Genomic DNA, 21,091 nt, shown 5'->3' on the forward strand with positions numbered 1-21,091 from the left:
GAGCCTTACTCCTTGGTCGGGTCGTAAGGCACTCTCTCGATGGCACCACCCTTGCGCACGTGGACGACATCGAACCCGAACACGGCCTCTCCGGTCTTGTCGTATTTGATTCTCCACATGCCCTCATAGGTCATGCTCATCAGGGCAGCTCGGATCTTTGCCACGTCGTCGACGGTCCCAGCCTTCTGCATGGCCTCCACGAGCATGTAGACATGGTCATAACAAGATGAGGAGCAAAGCGGTGCTTGATCGTAGGGAAATTCGCGCTTGAACTGCTTCTGATAGCTTTCGATAAAGGCGCGGACCTTCGGCTCGGTCTTCTCGGCACCCTCGAAGTACTTCGGAACGTATGCGATATAGTCTTCGATCGCGTCCTTGTTCTTCAACGCCGGCCCGATTGAGCCGCGAACGAGAAAGAAACGATTGCCGAAACCGGATTCGGTCGACTGCCTCACGATATCGTAGAGGACGGCATCCGAATAACCCGGGAAGAGAATGTCCGGCTTGCCAGCCGCGAGCTTCGCGAGCACCGCGCTGAAGTCTTTCGTGCCGGGCTCGAACAATTCGACCTGCAGTTCAATTCCGGCATCCTTGAACAGCGCGCTATAGATATCGACGGCGGTCTTGCCGAAGGCGTCGTTCTGGAAAAGCATCGCCACCTTCCTGGTATTGAGCTTCTTCAAATAGTCCACCATCAGCTTGCCGAAACCTGCTGATCCCGCGTCCCAGTTCCAGGTTCGCAGCAGATAGTCATGATCGGGCTTGCCAAGCGCTGCGTGCGCCGACGTCGCGCCCGCGAACAGCAGGAATTTGCCGTTGTTCTGATTGGCTATCGGCTCGATGGCGTTGAAGACATTGGTCAGAAACGGCCCGAAGACGAAGTGAACCTTTTCTTCCATCATCTTGCGGAACTGTACGGTCGCCTCGCGCGGCTCGCCGCGCGTATCGACCTGCTGCAGTTCGAGCTTGTAAGTCCTGTCGCCGACCTTGAAGCCACCCTTCGCGTTGATTTCCTCGACCGCAACCTTGCTCCCCTGCGCCGACATCCAGCCGTAGGTGGCGGTTGCGCCGGTCAGGGCCTCGATCTGCCCGATCTTGACCACATCTTCGGCCCTGGCCACCGGTCCGAAAAGCAGTCCGGAAGCGATGCACCCTGCAATCAGGGCCCCTTTCCAGCAAGACATGAATATCCTCCCTCGGCGTCGTTGCGCTTGTGCTGTACTAGTAATATCTTACAAAAGTTTCGTCAACACATCATTGCGCTTTCCTGAATGATGACCGCTCAGCCCTGGGAGGGGTCCATTTAGGTGTGCGCATTGTGTGAGATGCCCTCGTGCCGCGCTTGTCCCGAGCGTCGCAGCGAGGATATTCGTAAGAGACACCCACATCGCGCCTTTGCGCGCGCTAAGAGCTTGGCGTCCAATGGCGAAAAAAGTCGGAGTACTTTCCCCTCCTGAGTCTCAGGCCGACACGGCTCACCGACGCCTCGAGGAGATGATCGTGACACTGCAGCTGCCGCCCGGCAGCCACTGGTCTGAGGAGGGATTGGCAGAGGAGATCGGCATCGGCCGCACACCGGTGCGTGAAGCGGTGAAACGCCTTCAGGCGGACCGTCTCGTGACCATTCTGCCCCGACACGGCTTGATGATTACCGAGATAAATGTTCATGAGCAGTTGTTGGCGATCGAGCTGCGGCGCGAACTCGAGATTTTCATTTCGATAAGGGCGGCTCGCCGCATCCTTGCAAGCGACCGAGAGCGCCTTCTCGCTGCTGCCGACGAAATCGAAGGCGCGGGCAAGCACGGCAACCTCGAAAAATACCTGCGTGAGGTCTTTAAAGCGAACGGTCTTATCGCCGCGGCTGCCGGCAACCCATTCGCAGCTCGCTCAATCTCGCCGCTTCACGCGATGTCGCGGAGGTTCTACTACAGGTACGAAAGCGACCTGCAGAACCTCGGTGCGATGGGCGTCCTGCATGCGGCGCGAGCACGCGCGGTTTCGCGGCAGGACGAGCAAGGTGCACTCGTTGCCGTCACCGCCCTGATGGAGCAGATCGAAAATTACACACGACAAATATTCGAGATCAGCGTCGGGTCGGGCAGATGATCGGAATCCCCGGTCTCGTCGAGACCGGGGAACGTCTTAACCGGCTTGTCCCCGAACCGCACTTGTCTGACCGGGATCGACGAAGAAGCTTGCATCCATCAACTTCAGTTCGTCCGCGACTTGCCAAGGGGCGAACTCCATCTGCTCGAGTATATCGCGCCGAACGTCGATACCTGGCGCCACTTCCGTCAACACCAGTCCCTCCGGAGCAACTTCGAATACCGCTCGCTCGGTAATCACCAGGGCCGTCTGGCCGCGCTTGACGCCGTCGGCGACCGCGTAAGTGATGTGCTCCACCTGCTTCGCGAACTTGCGAACCTTACCTTCCTTGACGATGCTCAGTTTCCCGCCGCCGAAACCGACATCGAGCCCGCCGGTGGTGAAGGTTCCGGTAAAGACCAAACGCTTGGCGCTTTGCGCGATGTCGATAAAGCCGCCCGCGCCCGGATTGGCGGCGCCGAACTTCGATACGTTGACTCGGCCGTGCTGGTCGAACTGAGCGAAGGCGAGTGCTGCAAAGTTGCACAACCCTCCATCAATGGCATCGAACTGATAGACGCCGTCGAGGATTGCATCGGGATTCAGATTCGCCGAAAACTGCCATCCGGACATGACAATCCCGCCGTAGGATCCGTGCTCGGTGGTAAACCAATAGTCCTTGAGCTCGTCGCCGTGAAGCAGTCCCTGCTCCGCCATTACGAGCGGCACATCGGCCGCCGCCCCGAAACCAAAAATGGAAAGTTCGCGTTTCCGCACTTCCTTCGCTGCCCGCGATGCGACGACCTTGTCGGCAGACGACGGGATCGGAGGGAGTTGAGACAGCGCCCTGCGCTCACCGCCGAAGTAAGCCGGGTCGAACTCGACGTCGGTCGTCATCATCATCTTGGGGTCGACGACGACTGCATCGACAAACATGCCTGGAATCCGGACCTCGGATGCGGCTCTCTGGCCGTGAGGCACGGCTCGCCGCACTTGCGCTACGACGCGGCCGCCATGGGCCTTGGCTGCCAGCACCAGCGCAATATTCGAGGACACCAGCGCCTCATTCTCGAAAGACAGATTTCCGAACTCGTCTGAGGTCGATGCGTAGATGAAGACGGTGTCCAACTTCCATGCCGGATAGAATAGATACGGCTTTCCGTCGAACTCGATTTTTCTCACGAGGTGGTCATGTGCTCTTTCCGTGAACCGGCCGCCGCCATTGTCTGGATCGATGTAGGTGCCGATCCCGATTTCGGTCATGTAACCTGGGCTGCGACGAGCTATCTCGCGTAGCCAATGCATCGTCGCTCCGATTGGCCAGGAGTAGGCTTCGATCCTGTTCTCACGGATGAGACGCATGAGCTCGGGTCGTTTTCCCGTCTTTGGATCGACGGGATTGATGTATGAACCGCTGACCATGCGCTTCATCAATCCTTCCTGCGCTACGTGGTCCATGCCCTTGATGCCCTGAGCGTCGCCGGTCCCGACCGGGAAGTAGAAGGTCAGGTTTTTCGGGCTGCCCGTATTGCGGAATTTGTCGCCAAGGGCCTTCAAAAGGGTATCGGGCGTTACCCAACCGATCACACCCACGCAACCGACCGAGGATCCGTCCTGAATGGACGCAACTGCCGTCGCGGCATCAACGATTTTATTCACGACTTCACCGTAAAGCGTTCAAAGGTTGTTTGGGAACTCGGCGTTTCGCAGTTCGACGCGAACTCCCGGGACGAGACTTCGTCCAGGCGCTCGGCGTCCGCCATGATGAAGCGGTCGAAGAAGCGCTTTGTCGACGCGACGGCTTCGCGCGGCACTTTGGAAAGGCCGCCGGCAATCTCCGTTGCCAGAGAAAGCGCGGCACCCGGTTCGGCGACGTCATCGACCAAGCCAATCCTCGCCGCCTCGATCGTGTCGATCGAAGCCGCGCCCCACGTAAGGCGGCGCGCCCGCACCGGGCCGACCCGAGTCAGGAGCGCCGTGAGCCCCCACGGCGGCAGCCAACCGTTCGGGGCTTCCGGCAGATGCCATCGTGCGTTCGACGCAGCGACCACGATGTCGCACGATGCCGCAAGGATCATTCCGCCTCCCAGAGCGTATCCTTCGACGGCCGCGATGACCGGCTTGGCGCGGTAGCCGATCGCACGCGCGAACGTTGCGGTTTCGGCCTCGTGCTTGCACATATCGGCGATCGAGAGGCCTGCCAGCTCCTTGAGGTCGCTGCCGGCGCAGAATGCGGGCGGGGCGCCTGTCAGCACAACTGCGCCGATCGCGTCATTGCGCTCTGAATCGGCCAGGGCAGCGTTCAGATCCCGCATGAGCTGCGAACCCAACGCATTGCGGCGCTCCGCGCGATTGATGGTAACGATGGCGATCGGGCCTTGATTGTCTAGCTTGATCATCTGTTCACGATCCTGTTAATCGAGGCGCGCGCCGTCGGCGTTCACCGCTGCCCTCACTTGCTGTCCGTCGATGTGCCTCGGCGCGATTCCGTCGCGCACCACAATCACCGCTGCATGACCGATCGCATGACCGTAGGAGAAACACTGAGCCGTGACCCGCGCTGAAGCGACTGCTTCGTGCTCCGCCGAGAGGCAGCGGCCGGCAACCAGCAACCCCTCCCCGCGCTCCGGCACGAAGCACCCATACGGCACCTCGTAGTAGTCGTTCAGGAGCCACTCGACGCGAGGCTTGACGCCCGAGTGCAGCTCGATCGGCCAAGGCGAGACCGCAATGCCGTCAGATGACTTGGCGCCTTTGACGACGTCGTCGTTTGAAAGCCTCTTTACACCAGAGACCTGACGGGTCTGGCGCACGCCGACCTGGACGCCGGTATCGTTCAGAAAGGCGGCTTCGCATCCCACGAGATTATCGCGAAAGAAACGAGCGTATTCTCGCGCCTGAAGCCGTCCCTGGATTTCGGCGTCGGTGAAATCCTGGTGTAAGAGCGTGTTGAGCTCACGCCCATCCGGCCCGATCACACGCGTGCAATTGCACAGCAACTCGTTGGGTCGGGTGGTGGGGAACAGCCAGATCTTGGCGCGCGGCAGCCGGTATTCACCCGCATTGTGCTTTGCGCGGATCATGTCGGATATCTTTTCCGGCATGATGGTGTCGGCACCGTATTCGGTGACGAAACGATCGATATCGACACCCATCATTCGAAAGACCATCGTCGGGTTCTGAACCCTGCCATTGTCGCCAATGAAGCTGGGCAAGCCGGCCATTGCGACGACATCAGCATCTCCGCTCGCATCGACGACGACTTTGGCGCGCGCATCAAGGGGTCCCTGTTTCGTCCAAATGACCACCCCCGCGATCCTGTCGCCCTCCATGCTCACGTCGCTGGCGACGGCATGGAACACGACGCGTACTCCGGCTTCCTGCAGCATTGCGTCTGCTTCCTCGCGCCACACCAAGGGCTCGTGGACCCGCGCCCAAGTCTTTCCGTAGAGCAGCGGATCGCCAAGCCCGCCTTTGGCTTCCAATCGGCGGCAAAATTCGTCGGCAAAACCAAAAACAACCTGCTTCGGTTTGGCGTTGATCGCTTCGGTCGCCTCGTACAGACCGCAGACCGTACCCGACAGCCCAGCCACAGCGCCGCCGCCGCAAAAGCCATACCGCTCCACGAGCGTGACTTTCAGACCCCTTCGAGCGGCGGTTACAGCGGCCGCAACTCCTGCGGCTCCCCCTCCGACGACAAGCACATCGCTATCGACACGGTTAGACCCACGGGCGTCCAATTGCGCTCTCCCTGTGATATCTTAGTGGTGTATTACAATTATTTCAACGCACATTTGTTTGCAAGCGCCTCCGGGCAAAAAAATTGCCCGCGATCACGCCGCAGATTTGCGAATGACAAAAGGTTAGCTGCTGCTTAGGGGCAGCAGCGGCGACTGCGGGCCGAGCTTGGTGCCGAATTCAAGGGCGGCGAGCGCGTTCATGGACGAGCCAGTGCTCGAGACCGCTGTCTCATCGCTCCATTCTCAAGATACACGACCCCGCTTTGGGCAGAGCCATCGATGAACTCAACGACAACGGCACGCCCGATATCGTCCTGCTCGATCGCGCCAAACCGGCCCGGAATCAAGCGGCCCAGCCAGGCAACATAGCTCGGCGTGTGCACATTACCGGCAATGATTCCCGGACGAAAAATCGCAAGGCGTTGGAAGCCGACCGCTTGAACCGTCTCTTCCTTGAGTCCCATGATCCGGACATAGCGGATCCTGCTTTTCGAGGTGCTTCCTACTGCCGAGAGCAGAGCAAACCGTGTGATACCTGCGGCGCGGCAACCGCGGGCAAAGCCGCCGACCACGCCGATCTCAAGCGCCTTCAGCTCCTCCTCGCTCCATTTCAGGCTACCTTGTCCGACGCCGACACAGCATGCCCCAAAGACAGGATCGCCCTGCGCAATCATGCTTTGCGCAAGCTCGGTCACATCTGACGGAAGATCAGCAGCTGCCGTATCCAAAACCACCTGCCGCACACGGTGATCGGCGGGCAGAGAAATCGCCCTGCGATTGACCATCACGACCTCAGCGCAGGACGGCTCCGCCGCCAGGGCACGCACCACCGCAGCGCCCACCTGCCCCGTGCCGCCGATGATCAAGACACGGAATGCCATGCCATCACTATATCAGCCCGGATCAGCCGGACCTAGGCTGACTTTCGCTGCGGCCTTGCTGCCGGCTTCTTTGCCGCAGCTTCCTTCGCGGGTTTCTTGCCGGCGATCGGCATCAACATTTCCTTTTGACCGCTTGCGGCCTTGCGCGGCTTCCTGGCCGGCTTGGCTGCTTGTGCGGCCTTTTCGCCGCCAATGCTCTTGCGCAGCGCGTCCATCAGATCGACGACGTTCTCGCCACGCGGTCGCGCTTTCGCGGTGATGGGCTTGCCGGCGCGTTTCCTGTTGATGAGATCGATCAGGGCGGTTTCGTACTGGTCTTCGAACTTCTCAGGTTCGAAGTGACCCGACTTTTGATTGACGATGTGCCTGGCGAGATCGAGCATGTCCTTGGTGACTTTGACATCCTGGATTTCGTCGAAATACTCATCCGCGGATCGCACCTCATAAGGGTAGCGCAGCAGCGTTCCGATCAGGCCCTTGTCCATGGCCTCGAGCGCGACGATGTGCTCACGGTTGGTCAGCACGACGCGCCCGATCGCGATCTTGTTCATTTCCCGGATGGTTTCGCGGATGACCGCGAACGCGTCGTGCCCCACTTTGCCGTCGGGACACAGGTAATAGGGGCGGATGAGATATCGCGGATCGATCTCGCTGCGGTCGACGAACTCGTCGATCTCGATTGTTCGCGTCGATTCCAGCGCGACGTTCTCGAGCTCCTCCCTGGTCACCTCGACGAAGGTGTCGTCGTCGACCTTGTAGCCCTTGACGATGTCCTCATTGGCCACCTCCTCGCCGGTGTCGGCATCGACCTTGGCATATTTGATCCGGTGGCCTGTCTTCCGGTTGAGCTGATTGAACGAAACCTTCTCGGATTCGGACGTGGCCGGATACAGCGCGACCGGACAGGTAACGAGCGAGAGCCGCAGGAAGCCTTTCCAGTTAGCGCGGGGGGCCATGGGAACTCCGATACTGATGCCGGATTCAAGACGATCCGCAGGCCTTGGTTCCGACATCACGGCCTCCCCATCAGGACGATTTTTTCTCCGGGACCATCCGAGCGGACTCGACATTTGTTCTTGTTATGTTCTAATTCGGCATGGCCGATCGACCCGCGAGCTGGCGCATGCCGACCCCGAAGCAGATGGAAAAGCTGGCCGCCGAGGCCGCCCGCAGGCGACGTCCTCCTGCTACCGCTCAGGAGGCAACGCTCCCGGCCGAATACTGGGAATCGATCCTCCAGGATCCTCGCGCCGTCGCGAACGATACGAGGATTCGGCAACGACGCCTTTCAGATATTGGGCGCCATATCCTCCGCGTTTCCTGCCGCCGCTGCGAGCGTATCGTCGAGATTCAGACTGCCGATGCAGTCCGATTGTATGGCAGCAACGCGATCTGGAAGGATGTCGCACAGCGGCTGCTCGACAACACCTGCCAGCAACGAACGGGCAGGCACGAGGAAGACGGGTGCTGGCCGGCATTGGAAACGCCGTAGCCCGCTCCAGGTCGCCGATCCTCTCTTCGCGCCGGGATGTCGGATGGCCCCGAAGTATCACCCTACGCCGCTGTCGGGCGGCGACCGCAGGGCTCTGAGCAAGGAGCTTGGCAAGGCGCGAGCAATGGCCAACATCCTGGCCACCCGATCGGCAGAAATGCGGGCGAAGGGGGAAGCACTCATCCAGCAGGCGGACAAGCTGCTATGCGAGAGCTGGAACGAACGCATGTGGTCCGACGGAGAGCCGATCGATCCATCCCCGACGATCGACCAGGCCGTGAATGGAGGCTTCGCTTGGCTCGAAATCAGGTGCGAAGGTTGCAGGACACCAAGTGACGTTGACCTCGCGGCGATGAAGAATCCGCGGGCCACCTTCGTACATGATCTCGCCAGCCGGCTGCGCTGCCGAAAATGCACCACGGCGGGCCGGCGTCCCTCTGCGACTCTGTTACAACTGGCGGGGCAGCCGCGCCACCCTCGGACCAAAGCCTGACCGATGTGCAATCTCTACTCGATCACGACCAATCAGGCCGCCATCGCCGCGCTGTTCCGCGTCGTGAACCGGTACGTTGGCAATCTGGCGCCGATGCCGGGGGTTTTTCCCGATTACAAGGCGCCGATCGTGCGCAATGGGGCCGAGGGCCGCGAACTCGCGACGGCACGGTGGGGAATGCCGTCTTCGCAGCACGCCATGATGGAAGCAACCAGGAAACGCGCGGCGAAGCTCGAGGCGAAAGGTAACCCCGTCGATTTCAAGGAACTGCTGCGGATGGAGCCGGACGGCGGCACGACCAATATCCGCAACGTGAAGAGCAAGCACTGGACAAGATGGCTCGGCCCCGAAAAACGCTGCGTGGTGCCGTTCAACTCCTTCAGCGAGTTCAACAAGGCCGAGGGTGGTGATATCTGGTTCGCGCTCGACGAGACCCGTCCCATCGCCTGCTTCGCCGGTATCTGGACCAGCTGGACGTCCGTCCGGAAGGTCAAGGAAGGCGAGACGACCAACGACCTCTACGCGTTCCTGACGACGGAGCCGAACGCCGAGGTCGGCGCCATCCACCCAAAGGCAATGCCGGTGATCCTGACGACGCCAGCAGAAGTCGACGCATGGATGACGGCACCTCCGGACGAGGCACTGAAGTTGCAGCGGCCGCTTGCCGACGGCACCCTCCAAATCGTCGCCCGCGGCGTCAAGGAAGATACGGCTGGGCTAGCCACGTGACCATCGAGATCGATGACGACCAGGCAATTGCGCCGGTCCGGCAGCGCAAGATCATCCACATCGACATGGACGCTTTCTATGCGTCCGTCGAGCAGCGGGACAATCCAGACCTCCGCGGCAAGCCGGTCGCCGTCGGAGGGTCCAGCGAACGCGGCGTCGTAGCGGCGGCCAGCTATGAAGCGAGAAAGTTCGGAGTTCGTTCGGCCATGCCGTCCGTCACGGCAAAACGACAATGCCCCGATCTGATCTTCGTCAAGCCGCGCTTTGAGGTCTACAAGACCATCTCGCAGCAAATCCGTGAAATCTTCGCGGAACACACGCCGATCATCGAGCCCCTGTCACTCGACGAGGCGTATCTCGACGTGACCGACAATTTGCAACGCATTCCATGGGCGCGCGATCTCGCGCTTGCTATCCGGGCCAAGATCAAGGCCGAGACAGGTCTCAATGCTTCGGCCGGCATCTCATACAACAAGTTTCTGGCGAAGCTCGCCTCGGATCACCGCAAGCCGAATGGCCAGTACGTCATCACGCCCGAGATGGGCTCGGCATTTGTGGAAACCCTGCCCGTCGGCAAATTCCACGGCATTGGTCCTGCGACCGGTGCCAAGATGAATGCCCTGGGCCTCTACACGGGGCTCGATATGCGCAATCAGTCGCTCGAATTCATGCAGGCCAATTTCGGCAAGGCCGGTGCGTACTACTATTGGATCTCGAGGGGCGTCGATACTCGTGAGGTCCGCGCGGATCGAATTCGGAAGTCGGTCGGCGCAGAGACGACTTTCTCCAGCGATTTGACCGAATTCCAAACATTGGCCGCCGAACTGCAGCCACTTATCGACAAGGTCTGGCGGCACTGCGAAGACAAGGCAGCGCGTGGCCGAACGGTGACCCTCAAGGTAAAGTTCAACGACTTCGAAATCATTACGCGCAGCAGGTCGGTACCTGCCGCGGTTTCGAGCCGCGCGGAACTCGAACGACTATCGATCGCGCTGCTTCAGAACGAGATACCCTTTTCCAGGTCAGTCCGGCTGTTGGGAGTTTCGCTTTCGTCCTTACAAGGCGACGATGCGGCGCCGCAACTTGACCTGCCGATCTGAAGGTCGCGGCTGACACGTCGGACGTCGTCAATTCCGGACGATACGTCCTTATCACCACGCTGTGGAAACCCAGATTGCCGACGCGGTTCTATTGCATGGCCGCAACAAGGTCTGCAAGGACGCCGCGCATCGGCCGGTCGACAACACCTGCCACCGGCGCACCGGCAGGCATGAAGAAGACGGTGCCGGCCAACATTTGATTCGCTGGTGTGCGTGTCTCGATCAGACGTCATTTGTCCGTATCGACGGCCCAGTCACGGATTGCATCTTCCGCGCCGAGCCGACGAGATGAGCGCGACAAGCTCTCATCTCGCCGGCTGCGCGTCATTTCACGGGTGCATCATACGCTCGAGACCGGCGCAGCCTTCATCGCAGGCTCCGATTCCGCGTCGGCCTTGAAGCCCTTCGCGGACAGATCGCGACCGAGCGTTTCGGGAAGCAGAAGAGAAGCCAGAATGAAAGTAGCTGCGGCAGGAAGGGCTACGGCGACCATGCCGTTCAGCAGGCTTCCGCCGAAATGAGCAGCCGCAAGGGGTACGATCACTGGCGCGATGCTGCCAAGGCCGCGGCCGCCCATATAGAATGTGGACACCGCCGTTGCGCGCAGGTTGACCGGATAGAGCTCCGAGATCCAGACGCCCGTCACGCCGAGCGCAACGTTGCCAATACCGAAACCGATATAGAGCCAGAACATCGGCCACTCGGTCTTCGAGCCGGCATAGAGCTGACTTCCCCACACCGCCATGCCAACCAGGGATCCGACCCAAAACAACGCCGGCACGAGAGCACCGAACCGTCGGCCAGCCCTGTCGTTGAAAAAGCCGTTGGCGAGGTAGCAGATGCCGCTGACCACGGAAAGAAGAACGGCCGTGGTGCGAACGACATCGCCCGGCGTGTGCATGTCCCGGAGCAACAGCGTCGGAATGAAGGAGACTACGCTGTAGTAGCAAAGCATGTAGCTCATCAGCCACACGAAGGCAGTGACGGTCTGCCGCGCCAGACCATTGCGGAACAAGTCTGCAAGGGGAAGAGTGCGGGCCGCGGCCGCGGCCGCGACCGGACCGGCCTTGCGTTGCGCCTCGTACTCCAGCCAGATCTTCGACTCAGGCATGAAGAAGCGAATGAAGATGATCAGCAGGATCGGCACTCCGCCGCTCAGCAAGCCGATGCGCCAGCTCCACTCATCGCTGAACGTCGCGATAAGCCAGATTCCGACGATCGAAGCCGTGGACGATGCGATCACGGCGCAGCCCTGAAGCGCAGCTGCTCCCAAGCCTCGGCTGCCTTTTTTCCAGGCCTCATTGAAAAGCACCATGCCAACGCCGTACTCGCCGCCAAGACCAATGCCGGTGATGAACCGCAGCACCGCAAGCGACCAGTAATTCCATGCGAAGGCGGAAATGATCGCCGCGACCGAGAACAGCGCGATGGTGAGCTGAAGCGAGGTCTTCCGGCCAAGGCGATCACCGATGACGCCGAACAGGGCCCCGCCGATCGCCGATCCGAATAGTGTCAGGGCCTGCAGAGAGCCGATCTCTGTCAACGATAGCGACATCGACCGCTGGATCGCGGGCAAGAGAAACGGAAAGATCAGGACATCATAGAAGTCGAGAATGTATCCCAGCATCGCCGAGATCATGATCGAATACCGTTGCCTGGCCGTGTAATCTTCCGCGCCTGAGAGGGTTTTGGACATGCAATGCGTTTCCCGTTGAAAGAGCTGGACAGTGGATGGTCGTTGCCGAAACGCTTTCCGCGTTATTGGGAACCGCGGATGCGGCTCCAGGTCTTGATCAGGCGGGCGAGGCCTAGCGGCCCGGTGCCCTCAACTCGGAATAGGCAAACTCACCCTTGTCGAGGATATGGACATCGTCGAGCCAAAGGCTGCAGCCGCGGAGCGGGATGTCGAGATGACACGGCGTATCGTTCGTGCCGCCAAGCTCGGTATTCGGCCCCGTCGAGAACAGAACGTTTCCATAAAAGGAAAGCGCGTTCATGATATGCTCCGACGCGAGCTGCTGAGATGCAGCTATGTGGTGCCAGTCGGCGCGCTCATTCGATCCCCAGCCGATATGCGAGATCGCCCATCCGCGCGGATCACCGAAACTGTCGATATAGTTCTTGATGAGCGTCGCGTCGGTCCCCTCGCCCTTGAGGTTGACGATGTAGCCGTCCTTGATGGTCAGCGTGACCGGAGACTGAATATAGCGCTTGAACGCGCAGAGAATGTCACCTGGCATCAGTACGACAGTTCCGTTGACGTCACCATCTGTGGCTTGGGTGAAAGCGAAGCCTGACGGGAAATGATCCCAGCGGCCCGGTTCATCGGTGTATCCGTACTCGGAAATGACCGGATACTGCTTTAATCCGTAGGTCACATCTGTTCCGCCCGGCGACGTGATGCGCATGGTTCTGGCTGACTGCAGCAGCGTTCGTGAGAGCTCGGTTCGCCGGCGGAGGTCCTCGGTCGGGAACATCTTTTTGAGAATATGGAACGGCTCCATTACGCGCAGAATGCGCGTGCCCGCTTCCTGAATTTCGAGTTGCTCGCGCGAGAACAGCAGACCCAGAAGATCAATCACCATATCCACGCGCTTGAGCGTGTCGATCGCCGGCTGGTTGCCTGTCAGCGCGTGTCTACCCTGCAGGCCCGCAACCTTGCTCTGGCCGTATTTGGGAACATTGAGGTGGAAGGTTGTCGCACCGAGACCCCGGGCAGCCAACATGAACGTCTGGGCATATTCCGACTGATCCTCGCCGCCGCTCAGGACGGCTACGACCTCGCCTTCCCTCACTTTGCAAAGTGCAAGCTCGGCCTTGAAGAGTTCGAGCATTTCAACATCGATGCGTTGCCGGGTCATCTAGTCATCTCCTCTTTGCCAAGCATGTATCCGCAATCCTCCGACCGGCCTTGGGCGGTCAGCCGAGAACGTCATTGACGATCGAAAGGAATCCTTCCGTGTCGTCGATGTGCATTTGGTGACCTGCACTCTCCAGTCGTCTGATCACGATGGACGGCAGCAATCTTTGAATTTCTCTTTCATCTTCGGGACGGATGACATCGCCTTTGCCCGCAACGAGCAGCGAAGTGCGGACGTTGAGGTTGGCGAGGTCATTGTGAATGTCATCGTGATGAAAGCCCTTGTGGCTTTCGACCAGGGCGCGCTCGTCGCAGGTGTGCATCCACTCGGCCCGGGCACGAATGTGCTTTTCGGGCCAGCGCGGCGCGGACGGGCTTCGCAGCGCCGCGTCCGCTTCTCCGAGGCTTGCGCTATGAAGCAGCTTGAGAAGAGGTCCGATCGCACTCGGGTAGGCGCGACGTCCAGGGCCGGAGACCGGTGGATCGACCAGGATCAACTGTCTTATGGACGATGGCCGCCAGCGCGCGGCACGAATTCCGATGCGGGCCCCCATGGAATGGCCGAGCAAGGTATACGTGCCTATTTCCAGCGCCTCGGCGAACGAAACCAGATCGGAGGCGCAGGCATCCAGCGAATAATTGAGATGCGGTCCGCTTTCGGAAAGGCCGCGCCCCCGGACATCGAGCACATAGACGTCGTGTCCAACGCACAAACGTTCCGCGATGAACGCCCATTGTGCCGCCGTCGTCGAGATGCCCGGGACGATGACGATGGCAGGGCCGGCTCCGCCGAACCGCAGGTAATGCTGGCGGATGCCGTTCGCACGCACATGAGCGCCGTAAAGCAGACCGGAGACCGGGGCGACCTTCATGTCGGCCGATCCTTGGTACGATCATCCGCCAGCGCGCGAAGCCGCTCGATGGCTTCCCAGGTCGGCATCACATCTGCGTACTTGCTGGCTATATCGAACAGGTTGACCGCGTGCGAAGTCGGCGAACGATCGTAGACGGCGTCGCTCGGCACGATCGATTTGAAATTCAGCGCGCACGCATCGACTACCGATGCCCGGACGCAGCCGCTCGTTGTGCAGCCGGTCACGACCAGCGAATCGATCCCGGCCCCGACGAGATACGTCGTCAGCGGGGTGCCAAAGAATGCGCTTGCCTGCGTCTTTGGCAGCAGCAGTTCCCCCGGCTCCGGAGCCACCTCACGAACAAAGTCGTAGCCCTTAGGCGGAATTTGCATGATGCCCGGAATTTTTGCCGCGAATGCCCCCTGGTCATGGCTGACCTTGCTGGCGACATGCGGAAATATCACCGGCCATCCTCTCCCGCGAAACAACCTCATCAGTTCGGAAATCTGCGTTATGGCCTGCCAACCGGCCTCGCCGCAGCTGGTTGGATATTGCTTGATCGCGTCGCGGATCGGCATCGGGGCGTCACCGACCGAGCGGTACTGCACGTCAATCACCAGGAGCGCGGGCCGCCTGCCGAATCCAGCCGCGCCACCCAACCCTGCGATGGCATAGGTCTCGCGCTCTTCGAGCGGTATTACGTCGTCCCAGGGCCTCTCTTTGCCGATCATCGTTGTACGCCGGTGCTCGTGGAGGAGAGATGTCAATGAAGAGGAACGGCGGTCGCGTCGTACTGGTAGATCCAGTCGTAACGAGCGGCGGTCGCTTCCGGCGCCCACTGGGTCCTGATGTAGTCTCCCGCCGTTTCGGCCTTGCACAGCGCCGGGTTATGGAAGATCGGCAGCATCCCGGCAGCGGACTTCACGACCCTGGTTGTGCGATCAAGTCGCAGGCTCTGGTATGTCTGGAAAGCTCTCGCGAGATCGTCGGGCTGCTGCTCGAAGCAGCGGGCGAGAACGGACGCGTCCTCCAACGCCATGTTCACTCCCTGACCGAGATACGGCAGCATGGAATGGCAGGCATCTCCAAGAAGCGTGACCCGTCCTTGCGACCAACCAGCCAGCGTAGGCCGCACGAACAGGCCCCATTTGTGAAGGCTATCGACGTTGCTGACGAGCGCGATGATGTCGGGATGCCAGCCTAGGAAGTCTTTCAGGCACTCCTCGACAGAGCCCTTCTCCGACCACGATTCCAGGAGCCAGTCGTTGCGATCGACCTGACCCGAGAACGTCATCAATTCCGTGTTCTGCCAACGGACCGGATATGCCGTGACATGCGCGGTCGGCCCGATCCAGGTAGACACCACGGGCTCGCGCTGATGCGGCTCGAGGCGGTCGACCGGCACAAGACCACGCCAGGCGATTGCATTGGTGTACTGGCTCTCGATCTGGCCGATCAGACCGGTACGAACCTTCGAATGGGAGCCGTCGGCGCCGATCAAGGCGCGACCTTCGATCTCACGGCCATCTGCGAACTGCGCCCGAACTCCCTCGTCGCTCTGGCTGAACCCGACAACATGGGCGTTCAGATGGATGGCGTCCGCCTTCAATCGCCGCACACCGTCGACAAGGATCTTCAGCAGATGCGCGCGCAGCAGCAGATAGGGTTGGTTCCGGGCCGCGTCGGAGCTCCGATTATAGAGCGACCACGTTTCACCCGTGTTCCAGAGCCGGATGGAACGTCGCTCTGCCGCGATGCAGTTCTGCTCGACTTGCTCGGTGAGACCGAGATCACGAAGAACACGCACACCGTTCATGGAGACCCAAAGGCCGGCGCCTACCTCGCGTAACTCGGACGCCTGCTCGAAGACGTCGCAATCGATGCCGCGTCGAAGCAGCGATAGCGCCATCGCCAGACCGCCGATGCCAGCGCCTGCGATAAGGACACTCGTTCTTTTGACCTGATCAATACTCATGATATCTCCAGAAGGTAGCTGCGCTGCCTCGCACGGATTCAAACGGCATCCTGCGAGACCTGCTGGACCGCAAGGCTCTTCACGGCTTCGAAAATCTTGGTGTAACCGGTGCAGCGGCAAAGATTGCCGTGCAGGTAGTGGCGGATTTCCGCGTCTGTCGGGTGTGGCGTGGCCTTCAAGAGCGCCGTGACCGCCATGATGAAGCCGGGCGTGCAGAAGCCGCACTGCAGACCGCCATGAAGCACGAACGCCTCCTGGATCCGGGATAGTCCGTCCGGCGGCGTCACACCCTCGATTGTGGCCACCTCGCGCCGATCCACATCGACGGCGAGCGTTGTGCAGCTCGAGATCGGCTCACCGTCGAGAAGGACCGTGCAAGCGCCGCATACTTCCATGTCGCAGGAACGTTTCGTTCCCTTCAGGCCCAAACGATCTCGGATGAGGTCGATCAAGAGCACATGAGCCGGGACGTCGACGGCGATCGTCTTGCCGTTCAACGAGAACGAGATGGCCAACACCTGTGTCATTTCAGCCAGCTCGTCCCGGCGATGATCGCCTCATCGGCGTTACGCAGAAGAAGCACGCCTGCAAGGTGACGCTTGTAATCGGCCCCGCCATGCCGATCCGCGTTGACCTCAAGCTGATCCAACGCCGCGGGAAGAGCTGTCTCAATCACCCGACGAGCCTCTGCCACCGCTACGTTTCGGAGGGCGCCTTCGACGACCGTCAAAGGCTGTGGCCGCGAACCAAGCGCGCCGATCCGCACGCGGGCGCTTCTGATCGTGCTCCCGCCGGCGTTCAGTGACCAGGCCATCGCGACGTTCACTGAGGGCCTCTCACCATGCTTGAACCGGCGATAAGTTACCGGTCCCGCGGGCCGCGGGAACACGATGACTCTCAGCAGCTCGTCAGGCTCGCGCACAGTTTCCATTTCGCTTCGGATGAAATCATCAGCGTGAATTTCACGCGTGCCCTTGGATCCCTCGAGCACCAGTCGTGCGTTCAAGGCCGCGAGCATCGTCGGCGGATCGGCGTGGGGCTCTCCGAAGCAGAGATTGCCGCCGATTGTTCCAACGTTCCGGACCCTGATGTTCGCCACCTCCGCGCAGAGCGATGCCAGCGCCGGCACGTGCTCGCGGATGACGGAATCGCCGCTGATCTTCCTGTGCGTGCAGCGCGCGCCGACCTCGATCTCGTTGATGTCGTTGACGGCGATGCAATCGAGCCCAGGGATGCCCTTGATGTCGATGAGGCGGTCCGCACGGATGACGCGCATTTTCATCGCGAGCAGCAACTCGGTCCCGCCGGCGTAGAACATGCCGTCGCTGGAATCCCCGACGGCGCGCACGGCGTCGGCGATGGTCGAAGGCCGCTCGAATTGGAAGGGTGACGGCAGCATGGTCAGGCCGCGCCCAGCATTTCTTTGAGCCGCTTCTCGAACTCTTCGAAGTTCTGATCGACCCGGCGCTTGATGATGCCGAACCCCATGGTCGCAAGGCGGCCCTGCACGTCGACTTTCGCGTCCACGGCAAATGTGGACCCAGACCCTTCCTGCGTGACGGTCACGTCGAGAACAACCGCCAGCCGCGTTCCTGTGATCTTGTCACGGCCCGTAGCGCGGGTGCGCACGTGAGACGGTTCGGTAATCGATTCAACGACGATGTCAGCCGGCACTTCGAGCTTGAATGGACCGATCTTCTGCCTGACGGTCGCTTTGTAGGTTGCAAGCCGCTGGATTTCCTCGACGCTTTCGCACCCGGGGATGCAGCTTGATATGCGTGGAACGTCGAGCAGCGTGCTCCAAAGCTGCGCCGGCGTCGCTGGCACCGCCATCGACATGTTGAATTCCATGAATTCAGCTCCTCTTCTGTAGCGCGCGCCACACTTTTTCGGGTGTCATTGGCAGATCGGTGATTCGGATGCCGTAGGTGGCGAACAGCGCGTTGGCGATCGCCGGTGCGACTGGAAGGATTGCTCCCTCGCCCATTCCCTTGGCGCCGCCAGGCCCCGGGCCGTCGCCGTTTTCGACAAGTATCGTGTCGAACGAGGACGGCACGTCGGAGATCCGCGGGATCGAATAATCGATCGGCGTCGCGTTGACGGGTTGCCCGTCCTCGAACTCGAGGGCCTCGTAGAGTGCGTGACCGAGCCCCATGACGGCGGCGCCCTCGTCCTGACCTTCCGCAGCGACGCGATTGATCACACGACCGACGTCGGCGGCGCTGGCGTACCGAGGCACACGGATCTCCCCGGTTTCCTCATCGACGACGATCTCTGCGAGACCCGCGGATGTTTCCCAGAACAGAGGTGACTCCGCCAGGGAGCCCTTCTTCGAACGCGGCGTGATGGCGCCGCGGCCGACGACTTCTCCCGAATCGACACCCAGGCTGCGATGAAATATCTGATGGAAAGTGAGAACTTCCGAACCGGTCGAGACGCCTCCTTCGACGAGTGACAGGCCGTCGCGGGGAAGCTCCCAGACTTCGGCAACCATTTCGAGAATCTCATCGGCCGCGTCGAGAGCGGCGCTCTCGACGGAGAGGCCAACGACGACGGTCGAGCGGCTCGCGCCGGTACCCCAATCATATGGGGCGACCGCCGTATCGGAGCGCAGGACGGTGACCGCAGAAACCGGCTGCTTCAAGGTTTGCGCGGCGATTTGGGCCATCGTCGCGTGCGCACCCTGACCAACCTCGATGCTCGCGACTGAAACGAGAATCGACCCATCGATCTTGAGACGCACGATCGCATTGCTGATCGGCGTGTTCGCCGGATCGGTTGCGGCAACGGCCAATCCGCGTGCCTGACGATTGGACGCCTTCGTCTCCGATGCGAACGATTGCGCCACCCGGCCAATCAGCTCGCTCATGTCCATGTCGAGCGCGCGCAGATCGGGGCGGATGCGCTCGCCGCGCGGGACCAAGTTGAGCAAGCGGAACTCGGTCGGATCCATTCCGATTGCCGCAGCCACATTGTCCATGTGCGATTCCTTGGCCCATACGGCTTGCGGGCCGCCGATTGAGCGGAATGCCGCGCCAGGGACGGTGTTCGTGTAGACCGCACATGCCTCGAGGCTCAGATTCGGCGCCACATATGGCCCCATGATGCGATTTGCCGATTTCGTGGCGACCGCCGAGCCCGTATCAGAATACGCTCCGCCGTCGAGCAGAAGCCTGGCGCTCTTCGCGAGGATCCGTCCGTTGGCGTCGACCGCGGTTCGAATCGTGATATCTGCGCCAAGCCTTCGACAGGTCAGCATCGATTCGGCCATGGATTGAGCGACACGAACCGGGCGCCGCACCTTCCAGGACGCGGCAGCGACCAACGGCTCGATCTTGACGGAGGCCTTGCCGCCGAATCCCCCGCCAACAAACGGAACGATTACGCGGACCTTGGCCAATGCCAGCCCAAAGAGTCTGGACAGGACCTTCTGAACCGCGGTCGGCGTCTGCGCACCGGCCCAGACCGTCAGGGAGTCCCCCTGGAAGTCGGCGATGACCGCATGCGGCTCCATCGCGAAATGCGAGATCGCCGGAAAAGTGAAGCGGTCTTCGTGAACGTACGCCGCGACCGCCTCCGCAGCGTCGACATCTCCGACGTTGTTCCTGTAAGTGTGAAAAATGTTGCTGTTCGGTGTCGGCCTGGCGCCGCCCTTGAAGTAGAAGTCTTCGAGGTTTTCGTGATGCTCATGGATGAGCGGCGCATCCGCCATCATCGCTTCACGGATGGTCGTTGCATGAGGGAGTTCATCGTACGCGATGTCGACAAGCTCCGCGGCGGCTTCGGCGATCTCGGTGGTCTCAGCGATCACCACGGCGACCGGCTCGCCCACATACCGGACTCGGTCGATTGCCATGATCGGCCGGTCCTTGAGCACGACACCCCAGCAACCGAACGAGGCGACATCTGCTCCGATGAGCACGTCGACGACGCCGGGTACGGACCTGGCGACGCTCGCGTCAATCGACGAGATGCGCGCGTGAGTAGCCGGCGAACGAACCACAAAGCCGTGCAGCATCCCGGGGATCACGAGGTCGGTAACGTATTCTGCCCGCCCCGTAACCTTCTCGATGAGGTCGGGTCGTACGGCGCTCATGCTGTCAGTCACCGACATGCTCGGATCCGGGGTGCGAGGTCGCCGCCGATGGCCAGGAAGCCTGCGCGGCTCCTCCCAGGGGGCAATCCTCAATCCCTATCGCATTTATCACTTGTATGCAAGTGCTACACTTGCACACAAGTGATGACACGTTCCGGCCCACCGAGTTGATAGGGCTCGCGGTCAGACGGCATGGATTCTTGGGGGCAACGAATGTACACAAATGATCAACTCGGGACTTCCGAGGCCGAGCCATCCAGCTTTGTTCAAGCCGAGCCACGGCCAAGTGCCGCAAGAGGACGAAAATCGTGCAACCGAAAACCAAGACGGCTCCGACGGAGAAGCCGAAAGAGGCCGCACAGTCTTACAGGTTGGACGATGCACCAGGATTCCTGTTGCGCGTAGCGCTCCGTACCCACACATCGATCTTTGTCGCGAAAATGATCGAAGAACTGACCCCGCCCCAATTCTCGACGCTGGCAAAACTGAGGGAAGTCGGATCATGTTCTCAAAATCACCTGGGACGACTGATCCACTATGATTCAGCAACGATCACTGGCGTCATCAATCGCCTCAAATCGCGCGGGCTGATCAAGAGCTCCAAGGATCCTTTGGATCCACGACGACGGCAGATCGAATTAACGGACAAAGGGAGGCGGACGGCGGACGCTGCGATCGAGACCATTGGCGAGATTTCCGGCGAGACATTTGCCCCATTGACCCGAGAAGAATTTCGGACTCTGACAGAGATCCTCAAGAAAATCATACGCCGCTGAGCCCCACAGC

At 60.7% G+C, this 21,091-nt stretch carries 21 protein-coding genes; 6 read left to right on the forward strand and 15 right to left on the reverse strand.

Annotated features, from left to right (window positions below):
* Positions 1–5 precede the first annotated feature (5 nt).
* Positions 6–1,184 carry an ABC transporter substrate-binding protein gene (locus I6F38_RS07860; protein ID WP_225159821.1) on the reverse strand — a complete coding sequence of 393 codons (1,179 nt, stop codon included), beginning with the start codon at positions 1,182–1,184 and terminating at the stop codon, positions 6–8.
* Positions 1,185–1,422: 238 nt separating this feature from the next.
* Here I6F38_RS07860 and I6F38_RS07865 point away from each other — a divergent pair, with 238 nt between their 5' ends.
* Positions 1,423–2,106, forward strand: coding sequence for a GntR family transcriptional regulator (locus tag I6F38_RS07865; protein ID WP_225159822.1), 684 nt, complete (start codon positions 1,423–1,425; stop codon positions 2,104–2,106).
* Positions 2,107–2,142: 36 nt separating this feature from the next.
* Here the strand turns inward: I6F38_RS07865 and I6F38_RS07870 are convergent, their stop codons facing one another.
* From I6F38_RS07870 to I6F38_RS07890, 5 genes are all read right to left on the reverse strand, one after another.
* On the reverse strand, positions 2,143–3,744 hold the full coding sequence (locus tag I6F38_RS07870; protein WP_225159823.1) for a CoA-transferase: 1,602 nt from the start codon (positions 3,742–3,744) through the stop codon (positions 2,143–2,145).
* A complete protein-coding gene (locus I6F38_RS07875; RefSeq protein ID WP_225159824.1) occupies positions 3,741–4,484 on the reverse strand; it encodes an enoyl-CoA hydratase/isomerase family protein in 744 nt (247 codons plus the stop codon). Before I6F38_RS07875 ends, I6F38_RS07870 begins: the two co-directional genes overlap by 4 nt.
* A gap of 15 nt (positions 4,485–4,499) precedes the next feature.
* Positions 4,500–5,825, reverse strand: coding sequence for an FAD-dependent oxidoreductase (locus I6F38_RS07880; RefSeq protein ID WP_225159825.1), 1,326 nt, complete (start codon positions 5,823–5,825; stop codon positions 4,500–4,502).
* A 197-nt stretch (positions 5,826–6,022) separates the two neighbouring features.
* Positions 6,023–6,706 (reverse strand): NAD-dependent epimerase/dehydratase family protein, encoded by a 684-nt coding sequence (locus tag I6F38_RS07885; protein ID WP_225159826.1) that lies wholly within the window; start codon positions 6,704–6,706, stop codon positions 6,023–6,025.
* A 32-nt stretch (positions 6,707–6,738) separates the two neighbouring features.
* Positions 6,739–7,662 carry a Ku protein gene (locus I6F38_RS07890; RefSeq protein ID WP_225159827.1) on the reverse strand — a complete coding sequence of 308 codons (924 nt, stop codon included), beginning with the start codon at positions 7,660–7,662 and terminating at the stop codon, positions 6,739–6,741.
* 140 nt (positions 7,663–7,802) lie between these two features.
* Here I6F38_RS07890 and I6F38_RS07895 point away from each other — a divergent pair, with 140 nt between their 5' ends.
* From I6F38_RS07895 to dinB, 4 genes are read left to right on the forward strand one after another with little or no spacing between them, the layout of a single operon-like run.
* Positions 7,803–8,198, forward strand: coding sequence for a hypothetical protein (locus I6F38_RS07895; RefSeq protein ID WP_225159829.1), 396 nt, complete (start codon positions 7,803–7,805; stop codon positions 8,196–8,198).
* Between the two features lie 43 nt (positions 8,199–8,241).
* Positions 8,242–8,691, forward strand: a complete 450-nt coding sequence (locus I6F38_RS07900; RefSeq protein WP_225159830.1) for a hypothetical protein — start codon at positions 8,242–8,244, stop codon at positions 8,689–8,691.
* Between the two features lie 3 nt (positions 8,692–8,694).
* A complete protein-coding gene (locus I6F38_RS07905) occupies positions 8,695–9,420 on the forward strand; it encodes an SOS response-associated peptidase family protein (protein WP_225159831.1) in 726 nt (241 codons plus the stop codon).
* Positions 9,417–10,520: a DNA polymerase IV gene (gene dinB, locus I6F38_RS07910; protein ID WP_051003302.1), complete on the forward strand. Its 1,104-nt coding sequence runs from the start codon at positions 9,417–9,419 to the stop codon at positions 10,518–10,520. Before I6F38_RS07905 ends, dinB begins: the two co-directional genes overlap by 4 nt.
* 340 nt (positions 10,521–10,860) lie before the next feature.
* On the opposite strand, the gene I6F38_RS07915 is transcribed toward dinB, so the two are convergent.
* From I6F38_RS07915 to I6F38_RS07955, 9 genes are all read right to left on the reverse strand, one after another.
* Positions 10,861–12,216: an MFS transporter gene (locus tag I6F38_RS07915; RefSeq protein ID WP_225159832.1), complete on the reverse strand. Its 1,356-nt coding sequence runs from the start codon at positions 12,214–12,216 to the stop codon at positions 10,861–10,863.
* A 112-nt stretch (positions 12,217–12,328) separates the two neighbouring features.
* Positions 12,329–13,381, reverse strand: a complete 1,053-nt coding sequence (locus I6F38_RS07920) for a leucyl aminopeptidase (protein WP_225159833.1) — start codon at positions 13,379–13,381, stop codon at positions 12,329–12,331.
* Between the two features lie 58 nt (positions 13,382–13,439).
* Positions 13,440–14,252, reverse strand: coding sequence for an alpha/beta hydrolase (locus I6F38_RS07925; RefSeq protein WP_225159834.1), 813 nt, complete (start codon positions 14,250–14,252; stop codon positions 13,440–13,442).
* Positions 14,249–14,965, reverse strand: coding sequence for an isochorismatase family protein (locus I6F38_RS07930; RefSeq protein ID WP_225159835.1), 717 nt, complete (start codon positions 14,963–14,965; stop codon positions 14,249–14,251). Before I6F38_RS07930 ends, I6F38_RS07925 begins: the two co-directional genes overlap by 4 nt.
* Positions 14,966–14,997: 32 nt before the next feature.
* A complete protein-coding gene (locus tag I6F38_RS07935; protein ID WP_225159836.1) occupies positions 14,998–16,209 on the reverse strand; it encodes an FAD-dependent monooxygenase in 1,212 nt (403 codons plus the stop codon).
* A gap of 38 nt (positions 16,210–16,247) precedes the next feature.
* On the reverse strand, positions 16,248–16,736 hold the full coding sequence (locus I6F38_RS07940; protein ID WP_225159837.1) for a (2Fe-2S)-binding protein: 489 nt from the start codon (positions 16,734–16,736) through the stop codon (positions 16,248–16,250).
* The gene (locus I6F38_RS07945; RefSeq protein ID WP_225159838.1) at positions 16,733–17,608 is read right to left on the reverse strand and encodes an FAD binding domain-containing protein; all 876 of its coding nucleotides are present in this window, start codon (positions 17,606–17,608) and stop codon (positions 16,733–16,735) included. The genes I6F38_RS07940 and I6F38_RS07945 overlap by 4 nt, the downstream gene beginning before the upstream one ends.
* Before the next feature lie 2 nt (positions 17,609–17,610).
* A complete protein-coding gene (locus I6F38_RS07950) occupies positions 17,611–18,060 on the reverse strand; it encodes an SRPBCC domain-containing protein (RefSeq protein ID WP_225159840.1) in 450 nt (149 codons plus the stop codon).
* Between the two features lie 4 nt (positions 18,061–18,064).
* Entirely contained in the window at positions 18,065–20,323 is a 2,259-nt protein-coding gene (locus I6F38_RS07955; RefSeq protein WP_225159842.1) for a xanthine dehydrogenase family protein molybdopterin-binding subunit, read from the reverse strand.
* A gap of 290 nt (positions 20,324–20,613) precedes the next feature.
* Here I6F38_RS07955 and I6F38_RS07960 point away from each other — a divergent pair, with 290 nt between their 5' ends.
* A complete protein-coding gene (locus tag I6F38_RS07960; protein ID WP_225159844.1) occupies positions 20,614–21,081 on the forward strand; it encodes a MarR family winged helix-turn-helix transcriptional regulator in 468 nt (155 codons plus the stop codon).
* The last annotated feature ends 10 nt before the right edge of the window (positions 21,082–21,091 follow it).

Origin of the sequence: Bradyrhizobium sp. BRP56 (assembly GCF_020194035.1) — a bacterium.
GTDB lineage: Bacteria > Pseudomonadota > Alphaproteobacteria > Rhizobiales > Xanthobacteraceae > Bradyrhizobium > Bradyrhizobium australafricanum.